A 21,616-nucleotide genomic window follows, 5' to 3' on the forward strand; every position below is an offset into this window, starting at 1 on the left:
CAGGCGTGCTGCTCCATATGTTTCGTCTCAATCGGCTGGATGCTTCGCGGACCAGAGCTTCACCGGCGCTCGCTTCTCGTAGGCCTTCCCTTGTGGATAACCAACCAACTCCATCTCGAGCCCCCATGGAGTGAGGAAGTGGACCCATGTTTCGCCTGCCGTATCGCCTGAAGTCGTCGTCATCGGCTCACCTATCACGGTGATGCCCTTTGACTTCAAGTAGGCAACACCCGCTTCGACGTCGTCCGTATAGAAAGCAATGTGGTGGCCACCCAGGTCTTCATGATCCGGTGGGGTTGTTTTCCCTTTTGAGCCTTCATACTCAAAGAGCTCGATATTGGAGCCGTGGCCGCAGCGAAGCATCTTGAGCGTCATGCTTTTCGCTCTGGCTGGGACCTGCGTCTTCCGGTCGTTCGACAAACTGGTGGTCATCGGATGGGGACCGATTTTCGTCACAGCGACACAGCCGAATATTTCAGAAAAGAACTTCTCGGCCTCGCGCATGTTGGGAACCGTGATTCCGACATGATCGATTCCGGCTGATTTGATTCCAGGCACCTGCGCCTGGGCAGTCGACGTCAGTGCGAATGCCGCGGCGACCGAGAAGACGATATTTACAAATGTCGGGTTCATTTGCTTGCTCCCTCCGCCGTGCGCTCGGCTGGGGGTTGTGTTCCGCTGACATCCACGACCCTATCGGAGCTTGTGGGGTTCGATAAGACGCTATAATGTGAACGCTTTGTTTCTCGAGGCGAACAGTGTCCCAGGAGGAGCCAGGTGGATCTGAACGCGGTGATGATGTTCAATCGGGTCGTGAAGGTCGGCAGTTTTTCGAAAGCCGCGGTGGAGCTTGGCGTCACGAAATCGACCATCTCGAAGAAGATCGCCGAACTCGAGTCTCACCTGGGAACAACTCTTCTCAGACGAACGACCAGAAGCATCCAGCTGACGGACATGGGAAAACAGTTTCACGAGCAGTCGTCAAAAGGGTTATCAGAAATCAAGAAGGCGACCGAGCAGGCACAGGCAACGAGCATTGAACCCCGAGGACGCCTACGCATCACGGCTCCTTCCGATTTCGCGACGAGCATCCTCGCACCGATCCTCGCGGAATTTTTAGAGACGTATCCGAAAATCTCGCTCGAGATGATGCTGACCGACAAGATTCTGGATCTGGTGAATGACGACATCGATGTCGCGATCCGGCTTGGCCCGATGATGGACTCATCCCTGAGCGCGAAGAAGATCGGCCGAGATGTCTTTCAGTTGGTGGCGAGTCCCGCGTACATCAAACGTTCGCCCCCTCTTCAGGAGCCAGGCGATCTGAAAAAACACGACTGCCTGGTCTTCGCACCCAAACCCGACATGCGAACCTGGCGGTTGAAATCCAGAACCTCGAGAACGACTCTCGAGCCGGAGATCAAGTTTCTTTCAAACAACGTGACCACCGTGAAAGCCCTGGTGGTGCAAGGAGCCGGCGTCGCCCTCCTGCCTGTTTCCAATTGTCGGGAGGAGATCGAAGCAAAGTGTATAAAAGTCGTCATGCCGGAGTGGTCGATGGAGGACGCACCCATTCATTTCTTGTTTCAAAAACACCACTTCACGCCACCGAAGGTCCTGGTTTTCATCTCTTATATGGAACAAAGGATGAAGCCGCTCTTCATCTGATTGGGTGGAGAACGACGATGCGTTGCAGGTGCGCATTGGAAGGCACTCGTGCTATTGCAGGAAGACTGTCCGGAGAAGGAAGACATGTACGGTTCCATCAAGATTCGTGGGGCACGCGAGAACAACCTCAAGAACGTCTCGCTCGATATTCCCAAGCGGAAGATCACCGTCTTCACCGGTGTCTCGGGCTCGGGCAAGTCGTCCCTGGTCTTCGGCACCATCGCGGCCGAGAGCCAGCGGCTCATCAACGAGACCTATCCGGCCTTCGTGCAGCAGTTCATGCCGCACTATGGCCAGCCGGACGCGGAGAGCCTGGAGAACCTCTCCGCGGCCATCATCGTCGACCAGCAGCGGCTGGGGGGAAACTCGCGCTCGACGGTCGCCACCGTCACGGATGCGGCGCAGATGCTCCGCGTGGTGTTCTCGCGTCTGGCCGAGCCCCACCTGGGCAGCCCGGGGTTCTACTCCTACAACGACCCGCGCGGCCTCTGCCCGGGGTGCGAGGGCATTGGCCAGGTCGCGTCCATGGACATGGACGCCGTCATCGACACGTCCAAGTCCCTCAACGAGGGCGCCATCCTGCCCAGGGACTACGCGGTCGATAGCTGGTACTGGCTCATCTTCGCGAGGTCCGGCTACTTCGACCTCGACAAGAAGCTGTCCGAGTACTCGAAGGAGGAGATGGACAAGCTCCTCCATCTGGACGACGGCCGGAAGATCAAGGTCGACAAGATGAACCTCACCTACGAGGGCCTCGTCCCCAAGTTGCGCAGGACGCTGGGCGCCAAGGACCCGGAGACCGTCCAGCCGCATGTCCGCGCCGAATACGAGCGCATCTTCACCCGCGCCACCTGTCCTTCCTGCCAGGGCGGGCGACTCAACCAGGCCGCGCTCGGCAGCCGCATCCAGGGCAAGAACATCGCCGAGTGCTCCGCGATGCAGGTCTCGGATCTCGCCGCGTTCGTCCGCGAGATCGCCGCTCCGTCCGTGGGACCGATGCTGGAGGCCCTGGCCCACCGGCTCGACAACCTGGTGACGATCGGGCTGGGCTACCTCAGCCTCGACCGCGAGAGCTCGACCCTGTCGGGCGGAGAGAGCCAGCGCGTCAAGATGGTGCGGCACCTGGGCTCCAGCCTCACCGACGTGACGTATATCTTCGACGAGCCCAGCGTGGGACTCCACCCGCACGATGTCGGCCGGCTCGCGGGCCTGATGCAGCAGTTGCGCGACAAGGGCAACACCGTGCTCATCGTCGAGCACAAGCCGGACATGATCGCCATCGCCGACCACGTGGTCGACATGGGGCCGAAGGCCGGCAGCCAGGGCGGACGGATCGTCTACGAGGGCACGTACGAGGGTTTGCTGGGCTCGGGCACGCTCACGGGCAAACACATGAAGAAGTACCAGCCCATCAAGACCACGCCACGCAAGCCCACGGGGCAGCTCCAGCTCGAGGGCGCCCGCCTCAACAACCTCCAGAACCTCTCCGTCTCGATTCCTCGTGGGGTGCTGACGGTCGTGACGGGCGTCGCGGGCTCGGGGAAGTCGTCGCTGATTCAGGGCTGCCTGCCCAAGGCCTACCCGGAGACCATCATCATCGACCAGAACCTGGCTCGTGGCTCGCGCCGCTCCAACACCGCCACGTACACCGGCATCCTCGACAATGTCCGCAAGGCCTTCGCCAAGGCGAACAAGGTGGACGCCGCGCTGTTCTCCGCCAACTCGAAGGGAGCCTGCCCGGACTGCAACGGGCTCGGCGTCATCTACACGGATCTGGCGCACCTGGACCCGATGGTAACCGTCTGCGAGACGTGCGAGGGCAAGCGGTTCACCGACGAGGTGCTGGCCCATCGGCTGCGCGGCAAGTCCATCAGCGACGTCTACGAGATGTCCGTCACCGACGCCGTCACCTTCTTCACCGAACCGGCCATCGCCAAGATTCTCCAGGGGCTGGATGACGTCGGGCTCGGCTACCTCACGCTGGGGCAGCCGCTGTCGACGCTCTCGGGCGGCGAACGCCAGCGTCTGAAGCTCGCCGCCGAGCTGGGGCGCTCGGGCAACATCTACGTGCTCGACGAGCCCACCACGGGCCTGCACATGAACGACGTGGACACGCTGATAGGGTTGTTCGATCGGCTGGTCGATGCTGGGTCGACCGTCATCGTCATCGAGCACAACCTCGACGTCGTCTCCCGGGCGGACTGGGTCATCGACCTGGGACCCGGCGCCGGGCATGAGGGCGGCCGCGTGGTCTTCGAAGGGCTTCCCGGGCAGCTCGCCTCACACAAGGGCTCGCTGACCGGCAAGCACATGGCCGCCCGGTCGTAACCGGGAGGCGGAGCGCTCCCCTCCTCCAGTTACGTGCCTCGATGACCGGTGACGCTGAAGCGACGCCGGTAGTCACCAGGGGACAAGCCCACCCGTTTGAAGAAGATCTTGCGGAAGGCGCCAGGGTCCTCGTACCCCACCCGCCACGCCACCTGCTCGATGGACAGGTTCGAGAACTCCAGCAGCTCCCTTGCCTTGCCCACACGCAGGTATTGGACATAGGTGGTCGGGGTCAACCCCGTCGCCTTCTGGAAGCGGCGCAAGAAGGTGCGCTCGCCCAGCATGGCTTGCGCCGCCATCATCGGCAATGTCACCTTTTCCGAGCCGCGGGCCTGGAGCCAGTGCTGCACCTTCAGGATGACCTCGTCGCCATGGTGCAGCTTGGGCGAGAAGTGGCTGTAGAAGCGTTGCTCGCGCCCGGCGGGATCCACCAGGAAGAAACGAGCGGTCGCCAGCATGAGACCCGGACTGATCAGCCGATCCACCAGCCGCAGCCCGAGATCGACCCAGGCCATCACGCCACCCGCCGTGATGATGTCCCCATCCTCGATGAGCAGCTTGTCCGCCTCCAGCCGGATGGCGGGAAATCGCTCGGACAGCCGCTCCGCCAGGCTCCAATGGGTCGTGGCCGGCCGGCCATCCAACAGCCCTGTTTCCGCCAACAGGAAGGCGCCGGCGCAGATGGAGCAGAGCGTGGTGCCGGCGGCATGCCGGGCGGCGATCCAACGGGCCAGCGTCTTCCTCCGCTCCACCCGCGGCTCTTCCTCCAGGCTCGGCGGAAGGATCAACGCGACCAGGGACTCCCCGGCCTGGGCGTGGGTGTCGAATACCCGCTCCACCTCCCCGCCCTCGCCGGGCCGCCAATGGCTGACTCGCAGGGCGGGCACGCCCGACAAGCCCTGCTGGGCCGCGAGCCGGTTGGCGATGCGGAACATGTCCGTCAACCCGTGTACCGCCGACAACTGGGCACCGGGATAGATCAGCAGTCCGATATGGGCCAGAACGTGCCCCGTGGTCATTTGTCAGTTCTAACCCTGATCCTGTCAGTTCCGCCAATCCCGGTGGGGCGGAGAACCGCTCTATCTTCCGACCATCAACCGCGACACCCCAACGGCCAGGATCGGAAGGAAGGCACCATGAGCAAGCGCGCCCTCATCGTCATCGACATCCAGAATGATTATTTCCCGGGTGGGAAATGGACCCTCGTCGGCATCGACGCCGCCGCGGACAACACCGCGCGGTTGATCGCCGCCGCGCGGGCCCGGGGTGAGCTGGTCGTCCATGTCCGCCATGAGTTCAAGACCGCCGACGCCCCCTTCTTCTCTCCAGGCTCGAGCGGGGCCGCGATCCATGAGAAGGTGACCCCGGCGGCGGCGGAGCCGGTGGTGCTGAAGCACTTCATCAACTCCTTCCGCGAAACCGAACTGAAGGCAATCCTCGAGCGCCACGGGATCGAGGAGCTTGTCATCTGCGGCGCCATGAGCCACATGTGCATCGATGGCGGAGTGCGGGCGGCGGTCGATCTGGGCTACCGCTGCACCCTGATCCACGATGCCTGCGCCAGCCGCGATCTGGAATTCGGAGGCGTGCGCGTGCCCGCCGCCCAGGTCCATGCCGCCTTCATGGCGGCGCTCAGCTTCGCCTACGCCCAGACCCAGTCCACCGACGAGTTCCTGGCGCGAGCCACCTGAGCAAGGCGGAGAGCAGCTCCGTGTCTCGCCAGGAAGAAGCCCCTGGACGATGGGTGGCATTTTCTGATTACAGCATATTCCGGTTAAGCTATTATTACTGGATTCAATCAGGAATACCAGGGATGATGGCAGCCCGCGCACCAGCGCAGCCTCGCCCGGGAGAAACCCTGGCGGGTATGGGAAAGAAGAAGAGAACCACGATGAATCCACCGCGCACGGGCCTTGTCACCCTCTTCGTCATGAACCTGCTTTGCGCCTGCGGGGGTGAGGAAGGCGAAGCCAGCGGTCCGTACAGCACCAGCACGGCCGCGAGCAGCGCGCCCACCCTGGACCAGACCAACAACCCGGTGTACGCCGAACTGAGCACCTACAAGAGCTGGCTCAGCACCAGCACGAATGCGGCCACCGCACTCGCGGCCGACACCACCAAGGCCAACAACATCGTCTCCTGGCAGATGCCGCACGGCGGCTTCTACAAGATTCCCTCCTGGTACGACTCCGCCTGGAACGGCAAGGCGGCCCGCTCGGAGTGGCTCGGCGCGAACGGCGTGGAACTGGGCACCATCGACAACGACGCCACGGTCTCCGAAATCCTCTTCCTCGCCGACGTCTACAAGCGCGGTGGCAAGACCAGCCACCGCGACGCCGCTCGCCGGGCGCTCGACTTCCTGCTGATCATGCAGTCCTCCTCGGGCGGCTGGCCGCAGGTCTATCCGGCGCGTAGCGGCACGAGCTACTCCAATGACATCACCTTCAACGACGATGCGATGGTGCGAGTGCTGGTGCTGCTCGATCATGCCTCGCGGCAGAAGGCGCCGCTCGATGGCGACATCTTCACCTCCGAGCAGCGCGCGAAACTCGCCACCGCGATCGACAAGGGCGTGAACTACATCCTCAAGGCGCAGATCGTTCAGGGCGGCGTGAAGACCGTGTGGTGTGCCCAGCATGATCCGGTCAGTTACGCTCCGAAGGGAGCCCGGGCCTATGAGCTGCCCTCCAGGAGCGGAAAGGAATCGGTGGGGATCGTCACCTTCCTGATGACCCGTCCGCAGACCGCCGAGGTCAAGGCCGCCGTCCAGGCCGCGATTGCCTGGTACAAGAGAAGCACGGTCAAGGTCGCCAACACCGCCTATGTGAAGCGCCCCTCGGGCAACACCGACGACACCTACAACCCGATCCAGACCAAGGCCGGCAGCACCCTGTGGTACCGATTCTATGATTTGAACCAGGACAAGGGCTTCTTCAGCGACCGCACCGGCGGCAAGTTCTACGACATCATGGACATCGAAGCCGAGCGCCGCTACGGCTACGAGTGGGGCGGCAGCTACGGCACCAAGCTGATCACCTACAGCGACTCGGTGGGCTACTGAAGTCGCCTCCCTCCCAGCAAGCCTGGACCCTCGCCGGGCGGTTGCGCGGGAGCTTCGCGCTGGCGTTCCCATGCGCTCAATGAACGTCATGTCCACCCTCTCGGAAGGACGCTGCTCGCGCCGTCGCGCTTCGAGGAGGTGGGCCATGAACATGACAGCGCCAGCCCACGGGGACGCCCTCACCGTCTTCCTCTGTGGCGACGTGATGACCGGGCGAGGCATCGACCAGGTGCTTCCCCACCCGTGCCCACCCCACCTGTACGAGCCCTATGTTCGGGATGCCCGGGATTACGTCGCACTGGCCGAGGAGGTGAATGGTCCCATCCCCAGACCGGTGGGCCTCGACTACATCTGGGGTGATGCGCTCGCGGAGCTGGAGCGGCGTGCTCCGGACGTGCGGTTGATCAACCTGGAGACCAGCATCACCACCAGCGAGGCGTGGTGGCCGGACAAAGGCATCCACTATCGAATGAACCCGGCGCACGCCGCCTGCCTCACGGCCGCCCGCATCGGATGCTGCGCGCTGGCGAACAACCATGTGCTGGATTGGGGGTACGAGGGACTCCGCGAGACGTTGGCGACCCTGCGAAGCGTGGGCATCGCCACCGCGGGAGCGGGCGCCCACCTGGAGCAAGCACGGGCTCCCGCCATGCTGGACGTCCCAGGCAAGGGCCGCGTCGCCGTGTTCTCGTTCGGGACGAGGAGCAGCGGCATCCCGCCGGAGTGGGTGGCGAGCGCGGACAGGCCAGGGGTGGAATTGCTGGAGAACCTGGCTCCCGCCACGGCGCGCGGCATCGGTGCGAGGGTGCGAGCCATCAAGAACACGGGAGCGCTCGTCATCGCCTCCATCCACTGGGGGAGCAACTGGGGTTACGAAGTGCCCTCCGCGCAGCGGGAGTTCGCCCGGGCCCTCATCGACGAGGCGGGGGTGGATGTCGTCCACGGCCACTCCTCCCACCATCCCCGTGGCATCGAGGTCCACCGGGAGCGCCCCATCCTTTATGGCTGTGGGGACTTCCTGAACGACTACGAAGGTATCCGCGACAACGCAGGCTTCCGCGGCGACCTGACCCTGATGTACTTCGTGACGCTGGACCCCACGAGCGGCCGACTGCTTTCCCTTCGCATGACGCCCATGCAGGTGCGCCGCTTCCAGGCGTGCCGGGCCTCCTCCGCCGACGCCGGGTGGTTGCAGGGCCTCCTGGACCGGGAGGGCCGCCGGTTCGGAACTCGCGTCACCCTGGAAGGAGACGGCTCACTCTGGCTTCACTGGACCTGAAGCGGGCCGACTCCCGCGACGAGGATTCACGACGAGGCGCCGGCCAACTGGACTACCCTGCCATGTCGTGCGCTCCACCGTGCTCCCCGAGTCCATGGTCAACGATATCCTGAGTCAGCGGCTCGAGGTGCAGGGCGAGCGCATGGGGCGATGGGTGTACCGCTTCCGCACCCTGGGCGCGCTCGGATGGCTGGCGTGCGTCTACTTCTTCGAGTGGACCATGCCCCTGGCGGGGGTGGCGGCCTACCTGCTGTTCGCCGCGGCCTCATGGGCCGGCTCGCGCGTCGTGCCCCTGGTGCGACGTCAGCCGGACCTCGCGGTGCTGCTGCTCGACATGCCCGCCATCTTCCTCATCCAGTGGTCATCGGTGTCCATCTCCGCCGAGGCCCAGGTCATCTCGGGCATCTCGGTGGGCATCTTCATCCTGATCGGGATGCTCATGGCGCTCCTGGGGACCTCCTGGCCGAGGCTGGTGCTGGCCACCGGGTTCGGCATCGTCCTGGAGACGGCGCTCACCTGGCGGGCGGGGCTCCCGGTGCAACACACGCTGCCCGCCGTCACCCTGGTGCTCACCCTCGCGGCGGGCGTGGCGGGCTTCACCCGGCGGCAGATGTACCGTCTGGTGCTCGAGGTCTCCCAGGAGCAGACGCACCGCACGCGCCTGGGTCGCTACTTCTCCCCCGAGGTCGCCCGCCGCATCATCGAGGTGGGTACGGGTCGAGCCGAGGGCGAGCACCGCGAGGTGACACTGCTGTTCGCCGACATCCGCGGCTTCACCTCGCTGTCCGAGCGCCTGGAGAGCCCCCAGGTGGTGCGGCTGCTCAACGAGTACCTCTCGCGCATGGTGGAGGTGGTGTTCCGCCACGGGGGCACGCTCGACAAGTTCATCGGCGACGGCATCCTCGCCTACTTCGGCGCGCCCCTGGAGTTGCCCGGCCATCCCCAGGCGGCGGTCTCCTGCGGGCTCGCCATGCTCGAGGCGCTGGAGGAGCTCAACACCGAGCGCCAGGCGCGCGGCGAGGAGCCCCTGCGCATCGGCATTGGCGTGCACACGGGGCGTGTGGTCATCGGCGACGTGGGCCCGGCGCAGCGCCGCGAGTACACCGTCATCGGGGACGCGGTGAACCTCGCCAGCCGCATCGAGGGGCTCACCAAGAAGGTCGGCGTGTCGCTGCTCGTGTCCGAGGCCACCCGGGCGCGCTGTGACGACACCCTGCGCTTCGAGCCCGCGGAGCCGCTTCCCGTCGCGGGGAAGACGGCTCCGGTGGTGACGTTCGTGCCGACGCGCGCGCCGGGACTCATTCCAGCACGGTGATGCGGTTCCGCGCGGGCACGCTCAGCGGAGTGTGGGCCTCGACGCTGATCTCTCCCCGGGTTCCTCAGCGCGGCGCCGATGCCGTCGGAGTGCGCCCCACCCCACGCGCGGCCTCCGCCAGCCCCGCCAGCACCTCCCTCGAGTCCAGCCCCACCGAGAGCCGCACGTGCCCGGGCAGCGCCATCAGCCGCGCCAGCTTCGAGGCGCCCACGGGCGAATAGGCCAGGAGCACGTCGTCCACCACCGCGCCCATCACCTCCGCCTCACGAGGCGTGGCCACCGTGACGCCCACCGCGCCGGCCTGGAGCTGCCTCGCCGCCAGCTCCGGCACCTTGTGCGTCTTCGTATGCGGCCGCCACCGCAGTCCGTGCTCGCGCATATACACGGAGGCCTTCGCGAGGTTGCGCTCCAGGCGCTCCTCGTCCACGAGCGCCGCCGGGGTCTCGATATCGTCCAGTGAGGGAAAGCTCATACGGGGCCGGGAAGGTACTCCGCACGGGCGCGCGTGCCGACTGACATCTGAGCGGCTCGCTGGGCGCGCAACCCCCGCTCAGGCTGGAGCGGGCGTGAGGGGAAGCACCAGTGTGGCCGTGGCTCCCCTGCCGGGCCCATCGCTCTCCAGGGAGAGCGAGCCTCCGAGCAGCTCCGCCGCCAGGGCGCTCGAGTGCAAACCCAGGCCGTGTCCTCCCTCGAAGCCGGAGAAGCCCTGGCAGAACAGCCGCGCGCGGTTCTCCGGCGCGATGCCCACGCCGTTGTCCTCCACCTGGATGCGCACGCTGTTCTCCTCGGAGATCAACCGCACCTGGAGGTGGGCCTGGCCCTTGGGTAGCCCGCGCATCGCGTTCTTCGCGTTGCTGATGAGGTTGACGAGGATCTGCAGCACCTTGTGCCTGTCCACCTTCACGATGGGTGGAGAGTCCAACCGCCGGGAGACCTGGATGCCGTGACGCGTGAGGGCCGACATCTGAAGACTCAAGGCGTCCTCCACGAGCTGGCGCAGGTCGCAGTCCTCGACGACGAGCATGCTGGTCCCATGGACCTGCTGGATCTGCACGATGGCGCGGATGTGCTCGATGTGCATGGCCAGTGTATCCACGCAGTCCTTGAGCGAGGACTGCTCGCGCACCAGTTCATCCGCGAGCACGAAGAGATAATCGGTGAGCTGCTGGCCCTGTGGTGAGCCAGTGAGGAAGCCGACCAGATCCCCGCGGTGCTCGCCGAGCAGGGTCGTCACCTGCTTGAGCCGTCCCATGCGCGAGAGCTTCAAGGACTGCCGCATCATGTCCATGTTGATGACGGTGCTGGTGAGCACGTTGCCCACGTTGTGGAGCACGTTGGTGGCCACTTCCGCCATGCCCGCCGAGCGCGCCGTCTCCACCAGCACGGCCTGGGCCCGCCGCAGCTCCCGCGTGCGATCCTCCACGCGCTTCTCCAGGTCGTCATTGGCGGCGCGCAGGGCGCTCTCGGCGCGCTGGAGGTTCGCGTACAACCGCGCGTTCTCGATGGAGATGGTGGCCTGGGAGGCCAGGTGCTCCAGCAGCGAGAGCCGGAGCGGGGTGAAGGCATCCGTGGCGAGGTTGTTCTCCAGGTAGAGCACGCCGCGCAGCTCTCCCTGACGCACCAGGGGCAGGCAGAGCACGGAGCGGGCGATGAGCTGCTCGAACCAGGGATCCGAGGAGAAGGGATGGGGCGCGGAGGCATCCCGGATGAGCACGTGCTCCTGGGTGCGCCGGACATAGGCGAGCAGGGACCAGGGCAGTCGCGTGTTCGCGTCGGGATGTGCCTCCCCCTCGGCCCCGCCCAGGTCGAGCGCCATGACGGACAGCCCCTCGCCCTCCGGCATCAGCAGGGCGCCATGCTGGGCCCCCGCGTTCTCGATCGCCACGTGCAGCAGGGTGCTGGCCAGCTGCTCGAGGACGATCTCCTGGGAGATGGCCTGCTGGGCCTTCACCAGCGTGAGCACGTCGATCCGCACCGACGTCGTATCGGAAACGCGCTCCTCCGCCGAGGGCTGGGCGTCCGGACGAGAGTGCCGGGCCAGGTGACGCGCCTTGCCCAGGGCACCCCAGCGGGAATAGGCGTCGTACGCCTTGTCCTCATAGGCGTCCGCGATGGTGGGAACCTCGCGGGCCCGCCAGTAGTTCGCCGCCAGCTCACTGGCCAGCGCGAGGTGGTGCAGGTGGCCATATTGGCGCGCGGACTGGATCGCGGCCTCATAGGCATGGAGGGCCTCGTCCAACCGTCCCGTGACGCGGGCCAGCTCCGCGGAGACCATCCGCTCGAAGGCGCGCATGTCGTCGGGACAGATACGGACCCACGTCTCGATGAAACCAAGGTGTTGGCGGAGCTCCTCGAGCAGCGAGGGGCGCAGCTCGGGCGCCGCGCCAGGGACACACGCCGCCAGGGTCAGGGCACGCATCACCTGGAAGTCCCTGCGGTAGACGGGGCTGGCCGCGGCCCAGTAGAGGGCCTGGGCCCGCTCGCCCGCCTCGCGCGCCTCCTCGTAGGCGCCTCCCATGAAGCGCGCCTGCATCTTGAGCGACCAGTAGAGGAAGCGCAGCGTGCCGATGCGGTTGGGGGTCAGCCGGGCCTCGAAGTCCTCTTCCCGGAGTCCCTCGTCATCCAGGGTCCCGAACGAGGGGGTGAGCCCGCGCAACTGCCGCACGAAGCGCCCGGTGAGCAGCTCCGTGTCGAGCATGTCCGGAAAGTTCGCCTCGCGGGCGAAGTCCACGTGCGTGAGGTTCTCCTGCTGGACGGCCTCCAGGTCGTGCCCCAACGCCAGACGCAAGGCCATGATGTGGTTGCCGCAGAAGCATGCCATGCTGTGATTGAAGTCCTGGACGGCCTGATGGAAGGTCTCGCGGATGATCTCCAGGCCCCGGGTGTAGGGCTCGGTCCAGCAACTGCTGTGCTCCAGGCAGAAGAGGACGGTGGCCCGCTGGGAGCCATAACCATGGCGCTCGAGGACATCCAGCCCCAGCCTCGAGAAGGCATGACCATCCACGTAGCTGTGGAAGTAGAGCCCCAACCCCATGCCGTACATGGCATACCCATGCGCGCTTTCCAGGGTGGTGCCGTACTGGAGGCTGAGCGTCACCATCCGGCTGAGATGGAGGATGGTGAGGTTGGCGTCGACGAAGAACGAGGGCGCGGTCAGAGCGGCGAGCACCTTCATCACCGCCCGCATGTCCTCGTCCGTCATGAGCGGCAGGTCGATGAGGCTCGCGACGGGGCGGCCATCCAACAGTGCCCAGACCTGCTCATGGGCCGCCACGGCCTCCTCCCTGGTGGGATGGGCGGGCAGGGGCATGCCCATCCGCGCCAGGCACTCCAGCAGGCACGCGCAGGAGCCGGTGGTGTCGCCCGACAAGGTGAGCAGCACGCTCTTCAAGTCGTAGACGGCGGCCCACTGCGCCTTCGTCCGGGCCCGGTCGCACAGCTCGTCCACCATCTGGCGGGCCGTGCCGACACGGTTGCGCATGAACTCGCTGCTGGCCTGGGCCAGACTCAGCTCGAAGGTCAGCGCGGGCGCCGTCTCCCAGGGGTCGCCCGGCAGCAGCGCGATGGCGGTGGCGAAGTAGGTGATGGCCGAGGCGTGCGCGCTCGACGCCTGCGCCTTGCGGCCCGCCTCGGCGTTCAGCCGCGCGACGCGCTGGCGCTCCTCGGGCTCCCGCAGCAGCTCGAGTCCGGCATTGAACTGGCCCACCACGTCGAAGAGCCGCTCCCCGAGCGACTCGGGAGGAAGGTCTCCCGACAGCAGGCGGCCAATCTTCAGATGGATGGCCTCCCGCTCCTGCTTGGACATGAGGGCGTAGGCCGCCTGCTGGATGCGGTCATGGAGGAAGCGATGGGGTAGCTCCCCCGTGCTCGTCACCAGGCCCTCCCTCAGCGCCGGCTCGAGCCCTTCCCGGACCGCGTCGAGGTCCATCCGGGACACGAGGCCGAGCAACTCGAGCGAGAAGGAGGTGCCCACGCACGCGGCCAGCGCGAGCAGGTGCTGGGTCGACGTGGCCAGCTCGCGCAGCTTGCCGACCATGAAGTCGACGACGTTGTCCGAGTAGCCCCGGGCCCGGACCGCCTCCACGTCCCATTGCCAGGTGCCCAGGGTGGTGCGCGACAGGAGGCCATCCTGATGGAGCGCCAGCAGGAAGCGCAGCAGGAAGAAGGGATTGCCTCCCGTCTTCTCGTGAGCCAGTGCGGCGAGCGGAGGAAGGTCGTCCCGATTCACGCCCGGCAGCGCATCGAAGAGGAGCTGGTGGACATCCCCGACACCCAGCGGCTCGAGGAGCAGCGACGTCATCCGCGCGCCCGCCACGCGCAGTTCCTCCAACACCTGCGTCAGGGGATGCGCGGGGCCAACCTCGTTGTCCCGGTAGGTTCCGATGAGCAGCATCGACGAGGGCTGGGGATGGATGAACAACTCGAGCAGCAGCCGCAGGCTCGCGGGATCCGCCCACTGCAGATCATCCAGGAACAGGACGAGGGGGTGCTCGGGCGTGGCGAACACGCCGAGAAACCGGCGGAAGACCTGGAGGAAGCGCCGCTGGGACTCGGACGGGGGCAGCTCCGGAACACGCGGCTGCGGCCCGATGACGAGTTCGAGCTGGGGCACCAGGTCCACGAGGAGCTGCCCCTGCCCCGCGCAGACCGTCGTCAGACGCTCGCGCCACTGCTTCAGCTCCTCGTCGGTCCCCGCCAGGAGCTGTTGGGTCAATCCACGGAGGGCATGGGACAGGGGGGCATAGGGGATGTCGTGCTGGAGCTGCTCGAACTTGCCCTGGAGGAAGAAGCCCCGCTGGCGCACCACGGGCTTGTGGAGCTCGTGGACGAGGGCCGACTTGCCGATGCCCGAGTAGCCCCGGACCAGGAACAACTCGGGACGGACGCCCCGCACGACGCGCTGGAAGCCCTGATGCAGGGCGTCCAGCTGGGCCTGTCGCCCGTAGAGTCGCTGCGGGAGCTGGAAGCGGTTGGGGTAGTCCTCCACGCCCAGGGGAAAGTCCTCGAGCCGTCCCCGGCGCCAGTCCCCGAGGCAACGCCGCAGGTCCGCCTTCAACCCCTCGGCGCTCTGGTAGCGCTCCTCCGCCTCCTTGGCCAACAGCTTCAGGACGAGGGAGGACAGCACCGCGGGCAGTTCCGGAACGCGCTCCACGAGGGCCGGCGGGGACACGGCCAGGTGCGCGTGGAACCACTCGAGCGCATCACTGCCATGAAAGGGCCGGGTGCCCGTCAGCATCTCGTAGAGGGTGACCCCCAGCGAGTACAGGTCCGTGCGGGAGTCCAGAGTGCGGTTCATGCGCCCGGTCTGCTCGGGGGACATGTACGCGAGCGTGCCCTCGATGAGCGTCGCGGGCGCCGCGTCCACGTGCTCGACGAGTTGGAGCGTGGCGATGCTGAAGTCGATGAGGCAGGTGTCGCCCGTGGTGGTGACGATGATGTTGGAGGGCTTGATGTCCTTGTGGATGACCCCCCGCCGGTGAATCCCCGCCAGGGTGGTGCACAACGAGATGGCCAGCTCCAGGGTCCGTTCCACCCCCAGGGGGCGGCCGATGATCGACGACAGCGGCGAGCCCGACACCGCTTCCAGCAGGAGGATGGGTCGGTCCTGGACGCACTCGAAGGCATAGGCCCGGGGAACCCCCCGGATGTCCTGGAGGCGCTGGAGGACTCCGAACTCGCGGCGGTAGCGCTCGATCTCTCCAGGACCAGACACCGAGGCAGAGGGCGTCTTGAGGATGACGGGCAGCGAGTCTTCCTTCCTCACGGCATGGAAGAGCAGGTTGTTGCCCGTGGTCTTGATGACCTCCCGCAGGGAATAGCCAGGAATGAGCAACATGCCGCGGTTCCCCGTGGTGGAAGAGGTCTCAACCGTGTTCGCGGCGCTTCGATTCTCCAGGAGCGAGGAGACCAGCCGAGTAAAAGACAGGATAGGACGCACGGGAGGGAGGAAACAGACCCGGACAGAGGAGAACCCCCCATGTTCCCCCTTGGACTGGCCTCCAGGAGGTCGCCTGACCTCTTCTCTGGACCGGGCGAGGGCCGCCGTGCGCACGGTGGACGTCGGGGCCACGAAGTGCCTCCACTCCAACATCGGGGCGGTTCCCGCTGCTCGTCAAAAGACACAAGCGTGGCAACAGTGTCCAATCACTCATCAAGCCAGGGTACTCTCACGAACACATTCCACCTTGTCTATCGCCACGCGAGTCACCGCCGGACGGGCCGCAGGAGCTGGTAGCCCCTCCCGCCGGGCCCCATGCCCTGGACATTCTCGAGCTGCAGGACGAGCAGCCCCGAGGGGAGCTCGTAGTACACGTCGGCCCGGGTATTCTCGTTGGCATCCAGCCGGGGGTAGACGAGCAACTCCTCCCAGGTGACGCCGTCGAGACTGCCCACCACATGGGTGCTCACCTCGGTGGGCGGGTAGATGTCTCCACCCGGCTCGCGCGCGGCCCCCACCACGAATCCCCCTCCCTGGAGCGCATGGGTGGAATAGGCGGGGCCGGTGAGTGGGTACAACTCGGTGTAGAGTCCCTCGGGGGTGAGCTGCGCGATGTGAGGACGCGCCGGCAGGTAGGAGATGTCCTGGCCGAAGAGCAGACGGCCATCCGCGAGCACCACCCCCTCCACGACCACCCCCTGCTGTCCGCCCAGCAGCTGCCGCCAGGTGCGCCCCTCGTCCGTCGAGCGGAAGGTGCCGGCCTGGCGTGTGGTGTCTCCGAAGAAGGCCCAGAGCGCATGACGCGCCGGATCCGCCGCCAGCCCATGGCCGTGGCGGTGGCCGAGGAAGGTGAAGCGCACCTGCCAGGTCTGTCCCCGATCCACGCTCGCGTACAGCCGGATGGGCGCATCCTCCAAGGTGAACACCTGATACTCGAGCAGGTACACGGTGCCATCGAGTTCCACGATGCTCCGCGGCGTGAGCATCCGGTAGGTGTCGAGGGAGAGCACATCCCGCCAGGTGGCGCCCCCGTCGCCCGAGCGGGAGATGAAGTGGAGATTCCCGCGGGCCGTGTCCGCGAGCAGCGTTCCATCCGAGAGTGCGGTCATCACACGGAACCCGTTGCCATTGGGATGCCTCACCTTGAGGTGCCAGGTGAGCGCCCCATCCGTGCTTTCATGGAGCCGATTCTCTGAATCATTGAGCGAGACGGCATAGGCCGTGCCCGAGGGCGCGACCGCGAGGAAGCGGTACGTGGTGTTGGTGTGCACCACCTCGAGCGACAGGCGTTGCGGCGGGGTCGGCTCCAGCAAGGTGACGGAGGCAGTGGCGCCCGGGGAGAGGGGTTGTGCCGCCAGCAGTGCCGGGGTGAACAGCAGACAACCCAGGAGGACCACGCGGTGGAGCTCCTGCCACATCGAGCGTGAGGGATGCATGGGTGTTCTTCTTTCCGTTCGAGACCACTCCAAGCTGGCAATGTGCGAAGCGGATGGCAGTCCCGACAGCGCACGGAAACGCACGGCCGTCGGCCGATGACGCTGGACTCGAACGGGAGGGCCAGTCCGGGCTGTCGTGCCGGTCAATCGCGGCAAGCGCATCCACCAGATGTTGCAGGACCTCACGCGCCTTGTCGGGCATTGCGCGGTGATACCAGGGCCCACTGGCGAACGTTCCTGACGAGCCATAGCACGACCTCCAATATTGTCGGCCAATGGGTCTGCGGTCCCTGAGCGGCCTGGCTCGTCCGTTGCGAAGTCACGGCGCCATCGCGGTCCACCAGGATGAGGAACAAATCGACCATCGGGTAGGTCTGGACGATGTCCGCGATGATGGCGCTGTCTAGCGCTTGGGCGATGCGTCCCCTCCGGCTGCCTCCGCACCCCATCGCGCCGCGAGTGTGATGACGGCGTCAGTCGGTGGGCAGCCGCACGCGGAAGCAGGTGCCCTTGCCCACGGTGCTCTCCACGGTGAGCTCGCCCCGCATCGCGATGATAATGCTGTGGCAGATGGCCAGCCCCAGGCCCGTCCCCACGCCCGCGGGCCGGGTGGTGAAGAACGGCTCGAAGATGCGCTTCAGGTTCTCGGGAGGGATGCCGTGGCCGGTGTCCCGGATCTCCACCACGACCTTGCCGTCCTCGGCCCGCAGGTGGGCCTCCACGGTGTTCTCTCCCGGGGCGCCCTCGGGGATGGCCTGGGCGGCGTTGAGCAGCAGATTGAGGAATACCTGCCCCAGGCGCGACTCGCTGCCCCGCACCGGGGGCACCTCCTCCGCCTGCCAGACCACGCGGGCCCGGTGCCGGAGTTCCGGCCTGGCCATGTTGAGCGACATCTCCAGCGCCCGCCGGACATCCGCCCGCTCCTCACCCGGGCGTGTGTCCTCTCCTCGCGCGAACGTCTTCAGGTCGCCCACCACGTTGCGGATGCGCGTGGTGCCCTGCCGTGCCTCGGTGAGCGCCTCCGCGCACTCCTCCAGCGTGCGCGCCTGCGGGGCGAGTCCGGGCGCGCCCGCCAGCGCCTGGCGAACCTCGGCCAGTCCCTCCTCGATGAAGTTCAGGTTGGAGGAGATGTAGCCCAGGGGGTTGCTCACCTCGTGCGCCACCCCCGCGGCCAACGTCCCCAGGGCCGCCAGCCGGTCCGCCTGGAGCAGGCTCAGCTCGAGCGTCTTCTGCCGGGTGATGTCCCGGACCAGGAAGGCCACGCCCGGACGCTGGGGCACCCGCACCGCATCGGCGATGAACCAGCGGCGCCCGCCCTCCAGTTCCAACGAGTACTCGAAGCGCTCGGGCTCTCCCCGGGCCAGCACGCGTTGGATGCTCTCCAGGGTCCGCGCCGCGATCGCGGGGTCTATTACCTCGGAGATGTGGCGTCCCAGGAACGTCTCCCGTGGCGCCGCCAGCAGTGCGTCGGACCCGGCCCACGCCGAGAGGTAGCGACCCTCGGCGTCGAACTCGAAGACGAGGCTGTCGGTGAGGCCGAGCACCACCCGCAGTAACTCTTCGGCTGGTTCCAAGGGGTGGGGCACGGGGGGCGGGACTTCGAGTGCGCTCATCTCGTGGGGACTCCCGTCAGCTCAACGTTGCCCCCATGCGCCGATGGTACCAGGACCGGGCCCCCCTGGCCATGAGGCCCGGCGGCTCTGGTCAGCGCGGACGCGGCCGGTAAGACACCCCCGCCCCCGTGCCCGTCGTGCGGTTCTCGCCTCGAGGAGAGGAGTTCGAGGCGTTTCTTCGCTCGCTCTACAGCCGGCCTTCCTTGCGTGCGAGGTTTCCCCATGGATTCTGAGGCCCGTGACGCTTCATCCCGTTTCTTCGTTCTCAGGCATGCCCTTGGCTCCAGCCACGACACCTCCTTCGAGACCGTGGGAGATGACAATCTGGGTGATGCCCCCGGTGCCCTCGCTGTGGCGCCTTCATTGGGATGAGGATTTCCATGTCACTCCTGTCTTTGGTGGCGCGGCGGTGGATGAGTCCAGGAGCCGCCCTTGTTCATGGGTTCGATTCCCGCCTCCACGACACAGGCACGCGAGAGTGCGCCCGCTCCTCCTCGCTCTCCCCAGGCAGTTCGATTAGCCACTGCGGACCGTGCCGAGCCTCAAAGGGTTGAGCGTCCGCCGATCTCCGGGAAGCGCTCGTAGGCCCGTCTGAGCAAATCCAGGTGGGCGGAGTTGTCCAGCTCGAGCGGCGTATCGGTGAGCTGGACAACCCACCCTCCCGTCGCGGTACGCCGTGCGCGCGACAGCAGTTCCGCGTCGCGCGCCGGGTCCGGGAAGCCGATGGCTCGTGCGGTAGCGGCAGACCAGTAGTTCAGCCACCCGAGGTAATGGGGAATCTCAGGCGCGGGATTGTCCCGAGGGCGCTTGAGCAAGGGCAACCCGTAGGGCGGCACGTGCGGCTTGTCGCCCTGGCGGCGAAACTGCTGCGCCACTATCCCGCCATAGCCGTCCAGCGACGCTTTTCCCCAGACCGCGCGAGCGCCATCCCCTACCGCCTCCAACACATCTACGGCCGCAGCAATGCCAACTGCATCCAGCGGCAGGCTCGCAGAGACTTGAAAGTGCGGAGGTCCCCCTGCGGCAAGCCCGTCAGGATTCTCCCACCCACTGAGTGTTACCGGGTGTTTTTCGTCATCGTTGCAAAGGAAGAAAAAGCCGCCGTTGGCCTTGTCTATCGCGATCCCCTCGTCGCGGTTGAGCAATGCAATAAGGTTGTCCTTTTCAGAAGTCGTCCACTCCAGCCGCAAGCCGGGAAGGGCGCGCTCCATTCCTTGGGCGATGGCAAGAGGGCGCTTCTCGTCGCCCACGAGCGCAGGCGCGTAGACGATTACGTTAAGGGATTTTTGCTCGGCTGACATTTCAGCACCAATTCATGACAACGACAGTGAGATCGGGATCCAGCTCGAGTAGCGCGTCTTTGTGCGCTTGGCTTCGGACGCCAACGGCGAATTCATACCCACATTCTTCGGCAAGCATTTTCTCACGTCTAATCTCCGGGAACTTCACCTCCGCAAGAAACCTCCGGGAGCGCGGCGAGTGCTTGTCGAAATTATCAGTCTTGACGTCCCACAGGGTGCGCGTGGCCAGTTGCAGCGCGTCGAAGTTCTTCCCATTCAGGAACACATCCCAGCCGGGGAAGCTGTTGTTCGGCATCAGGTCGGCGCATTTGTTGTGAGGGTCATGACCACCCAGGTGTGGAACCGGGACGGGCTTGCATCTCGGGTCGTCTTCCTCCACGAGAGCGGACGTGAGCTGCTTCCGCGGCGAGGGCGCCCGGGCCGGTGATTTCGCCGCGCGAGGCTGGGCCTCAAGCTCCACCATGAGTTGCCGCGAGGACTCCGAGACGTCCCGCAGCCGTGCCTCGAACTCTCGTTGAGCGTCGACCCAGGGCGGACGGCTGTCAAACTCCGACCCGGCGGTGCTGGAGGGCCAGAGCAGGACGAGAGCCACGAGCACCGGACCCACCCTGGAGAGCGCTAAAGGGGCCTCGCTTGCGCGTCCAGCCTGGGCGAGGCCCTCGACGCCCCTCGCCACCTCGGCAGCTTGCCCGCTCATCCTCGTGGCGCGGGAGAAGCTCTCGAAGGCCCGCTCCGCTGCGGTCAGCTTGTGGTCCAACTGTTCCCACCGACGCGGTTCCAGGTCTTTGCGTGCCCGGGACAGCAGTGCCCTGGCCTGGTCCAGGTCTGCCTTTCCAATCCACGACCGTTGCGGTGCCGGCTCCATCGGCGCGGAAACGAGCCGGATGCGCGGGCCCGAAGAGGGAGTCGACGCGAAGGCATGGGGCCGTGGCATCGACCGCGGGGCGGGCGCGCTCGCGCAGGCGGTGTGCAGCACCAGGAGCGCGCTCCAGGTTCGCAAGCGCATCGTCACATCCTTTCATCAAGCGCGGGGGGCAGGCTCCACCAGGCGAGCACGGATGGCTCAGCGGGAGTGGTGTCCGCGAGCACCCTGTCGATGGAGGCAGTTGGCACCTCGGCTGCTGCGGACTCCTCATCGCTCATAGCTCGGCCTCGGCTCGCTCGGGACGGCCGAAAGTATAGCGGGCGAAGAGCTCATGAGGACCGGGCATGGCGGGGCGCCTGAGCACGGAGCGGGCCAGTCGCACCCCGCGGGGAGCCAGCAGGCCGTGGACGTCCGCTTGCGCCCCTTGGTCCCGTTGGCGAGACGCCCTTCTCCCGGGAGGGGTCTCCCACGGGCCCGCCCGAGTCAGACGAACCGTCTCGTACAAATCGTCTGACACCTTCTCGGGCCCTTGGGGTCCTCCAGTGGCAGTCGTCACGCGACGGCGTTCTCCCCTCGCCTCTTCTCCTCCACCCTATTTCCATGTCACTCCTGTCTTTGGTGGCGCGGCGGTGGATGAGTCCAGGAGCCGCATCCGGCGTGCGTCTCCCATCTCGTGCGACTGGTGCGGGGAGACCAACGTGGAGACCATCCATGGCTTCGCCCCCGCGAGTTGAAAGCGTCCATGTGATGGGGTGGCCACATTTCCCCATGGCTGTCAACTCAGCAAAAAGTTGATGCGCTCTCGGCGAGGC

Annotated in this window: 14 protein-coding genes; 6 read left to right on the forward strand and 8 right to left on the reverse strand. The window is 66.2% G+C overall.

The genetic code is table 11. From position 1 onward, the window contains the following. Positions 1-27: 27 nt before the first annotated feature. The gene (locus tag CYFUS_RS30200; protein WP_095988381.1) at positions 28-633 is read right to left on the reverse strand and encodes a VOC family protein; all 606 of its coding nucleotides are present in this window, start codon (positions 631-633) and stop codon (positions 28-30) included. A gap of 144 nt (positions 634-777) precedes the next feature. Between CYFUS_RS30200 and CYFUS_RS30205 the strand changes: the two genes are divergently transcribed. Then, positions 778-1,668, forward strand: a complete 891-nt coding sequence (locus CYFUS_RS30205; RefSeq protein ID WP_095988382.1) for a LysR family transcriptional regulator — start codon at positions 778-780, stop codon at positions 1,666-1,668. Between the two features lie 84 nt (positions 1,669-1,752). Further along, on the forward strand, positions 1,753-3,996 hold the full coding sequence (locus CYFUS_RS30210; RefSeq protein WP_095992318.1) for an ATP-binding cassette domain-containing protein: 2,244 nt from the start codon (positions 1,753-1,755) through the stop codon (positions 3,994-3,996). Between the two features lie 29 nt (positions 3,997-4,025). On the opposite strand, the gene CYFUS_RS30215 is transcribed toward CYFUS_RS30210, so the two are convergent. Then, complete coding sequence (locus CYFUS_RS30215; RefSeq protein WP_095988383.1) at positions 4,026-5,015, reverse strand: GlxA family transcriptional regulator; 990 nt, start codon at positions 5,013-5,015, stop codon at positions 4,026-4,028. A gap of 117 nt (positions 5,016-5,132) precedes the next feature. Between CYFUS_RS30215 and CYFUS_RS30220 the strand changes: the two genes are divergently transcribed. From CYFUS_RS30220 to CYFUS_RS30235, 4 genes are all read left to right on the forward strand, one after another. Continuing rightward, positions 5,133-5,687: a cysteine hydrolase family protein gene (locus tag CYFUS_RS30220; RefSeq protein WP_095988384.1), complete on the forward strand. Its 555-nt coding sequence runs from the start codon at positions 5,133-5,135 to the stop codon at positions 5,685-5,687. Positions 5,688-5,863: 176 nt separating this feature from the next. Then, positions 5,864-7,057, forward strand: a complete 1,194-nt coding sequence (gene pelA, locus CYFUS_RS30225; protein WP_232536896.1) for a pectate lyase — start codon at positions 5,864-5,866, stop codon at positions 7,055-7,057. A gap of 145 nt (positions 7,058-7,202) precedes the next feature. Beyond that, entirely contained in the window at positions 7,203-8,336 is a 1,134-nt protein-coding gene (locus tag CYFUS_RS30230; RefSeq protein WP_232536897.1) for a CapA family protein, read from the forward strand. Between the two features lie 94 nt (positions 8,337-8,430). Beyond that, complete coding sequence (locus CYFUS_RS30235) at positions 8,431-9,651, forward strand: adenylate/guanylate cyclase domain-containing protein (protein WP_095992321.1); 1,221 nt, start codon at positions 8,431-8,433, stop codon at positions 9,649-9,651. A gap of 64 nt (positions 9,652-9,715) precedes the next feature. Here the strand turns inward: CYFUS_RS30235 and CYFUS_RS30240 are convergent, their stop codons facing one another. The 6 genes from CYFUS_RS30240 to CYFUS_RS30270 all read right to left on the reverse strand — a co-directional run bounded on the left by CYFUS_RS30240 (position 9,716) and on the right by CYFUS_RS30270 (position 20,696). Further along, on the reverse strand, positions 9,716-10,123 hold the full coding sequence (locus CYFUS_RS30240; RefSeq protein WP_232536898.1) for an alanine racemase: 408 nt from the start codon (positions 10,121-10,123) through the stop codon (positions 9,716-9,718). A gap of 78 nt (positions 10,124-10,201) precedes the next feature. Beyond that, complete coding sequence (locus CYFUS_RS30245) at positions 10,202-15,487, reverse strand: trifunctional serine/threonine-protein kinase/ATP-binding protein/sensor histidine kinase (protein ID WP_095988385.1); 5,286 nt, start codon at positions 15,485-15,487, stop codon at positions 10,202-10,204. Between the two features lie 368 nt (positions 15,488-15,855). Beyond that, complete coding sequence (locus tag CYFUS_RS30250; RefSeq protein ID WP_157758754.1) at positions 15,856-17,025, reverse strand: WD40/YVTN/BNR-like repeat-containing protein; 1,170 nt, start codon at positions 17,023-17,025, stop codon at positions 15,856-15,858. 473 nt (positions 17,026-17,498) lie between these two features. Then, positions 17,499-18,638, reverse strand: a complete 1,140-nt coding sequence (locus tag CYFUS_RS30260) for a sensor histidine kinase (protein WP_095988388.1) — start codon at positions 18,636-18,638, stop codon at positions 17,499-17,501. Positions 18,639-19,180: 542 nt separating this feature from the next. Next, positions 19,181-19,939: a DUF5953 family protein gene (locus tag CYFUS_RS30265; protein WP_095988389.1), complete on the reverse strand. Its 759-nt coding sequence runs from the start codon at positions 19,937-19,939 to the stop codon at positions 19,181-19,183. A gap of 1 nt (position 19,940) precedes the next feature. Continuing rightward, a complete protein-coding gene (locus CYFUS_RS30270) occupies positions 19,941-20,696 on the reverse strand; it encodes a DUF6310 domain-containing protein (RefSeq protein ID WP_157758755.1) in 756 nt (251 codons plus the stop codon). Between the last annotated feature and the right edge of the window lie 920 nt (positions 20,697-21,616).

The sequence above is a fragment of the Cystobacter fuscus genome, assembly GCF_002305875.1.
GTDB lineage: Bacteria > Myxococcota > Myxococcia > Myxococcales > Myxococcaceae > Cystobacter > Cystobacter fuscus_A.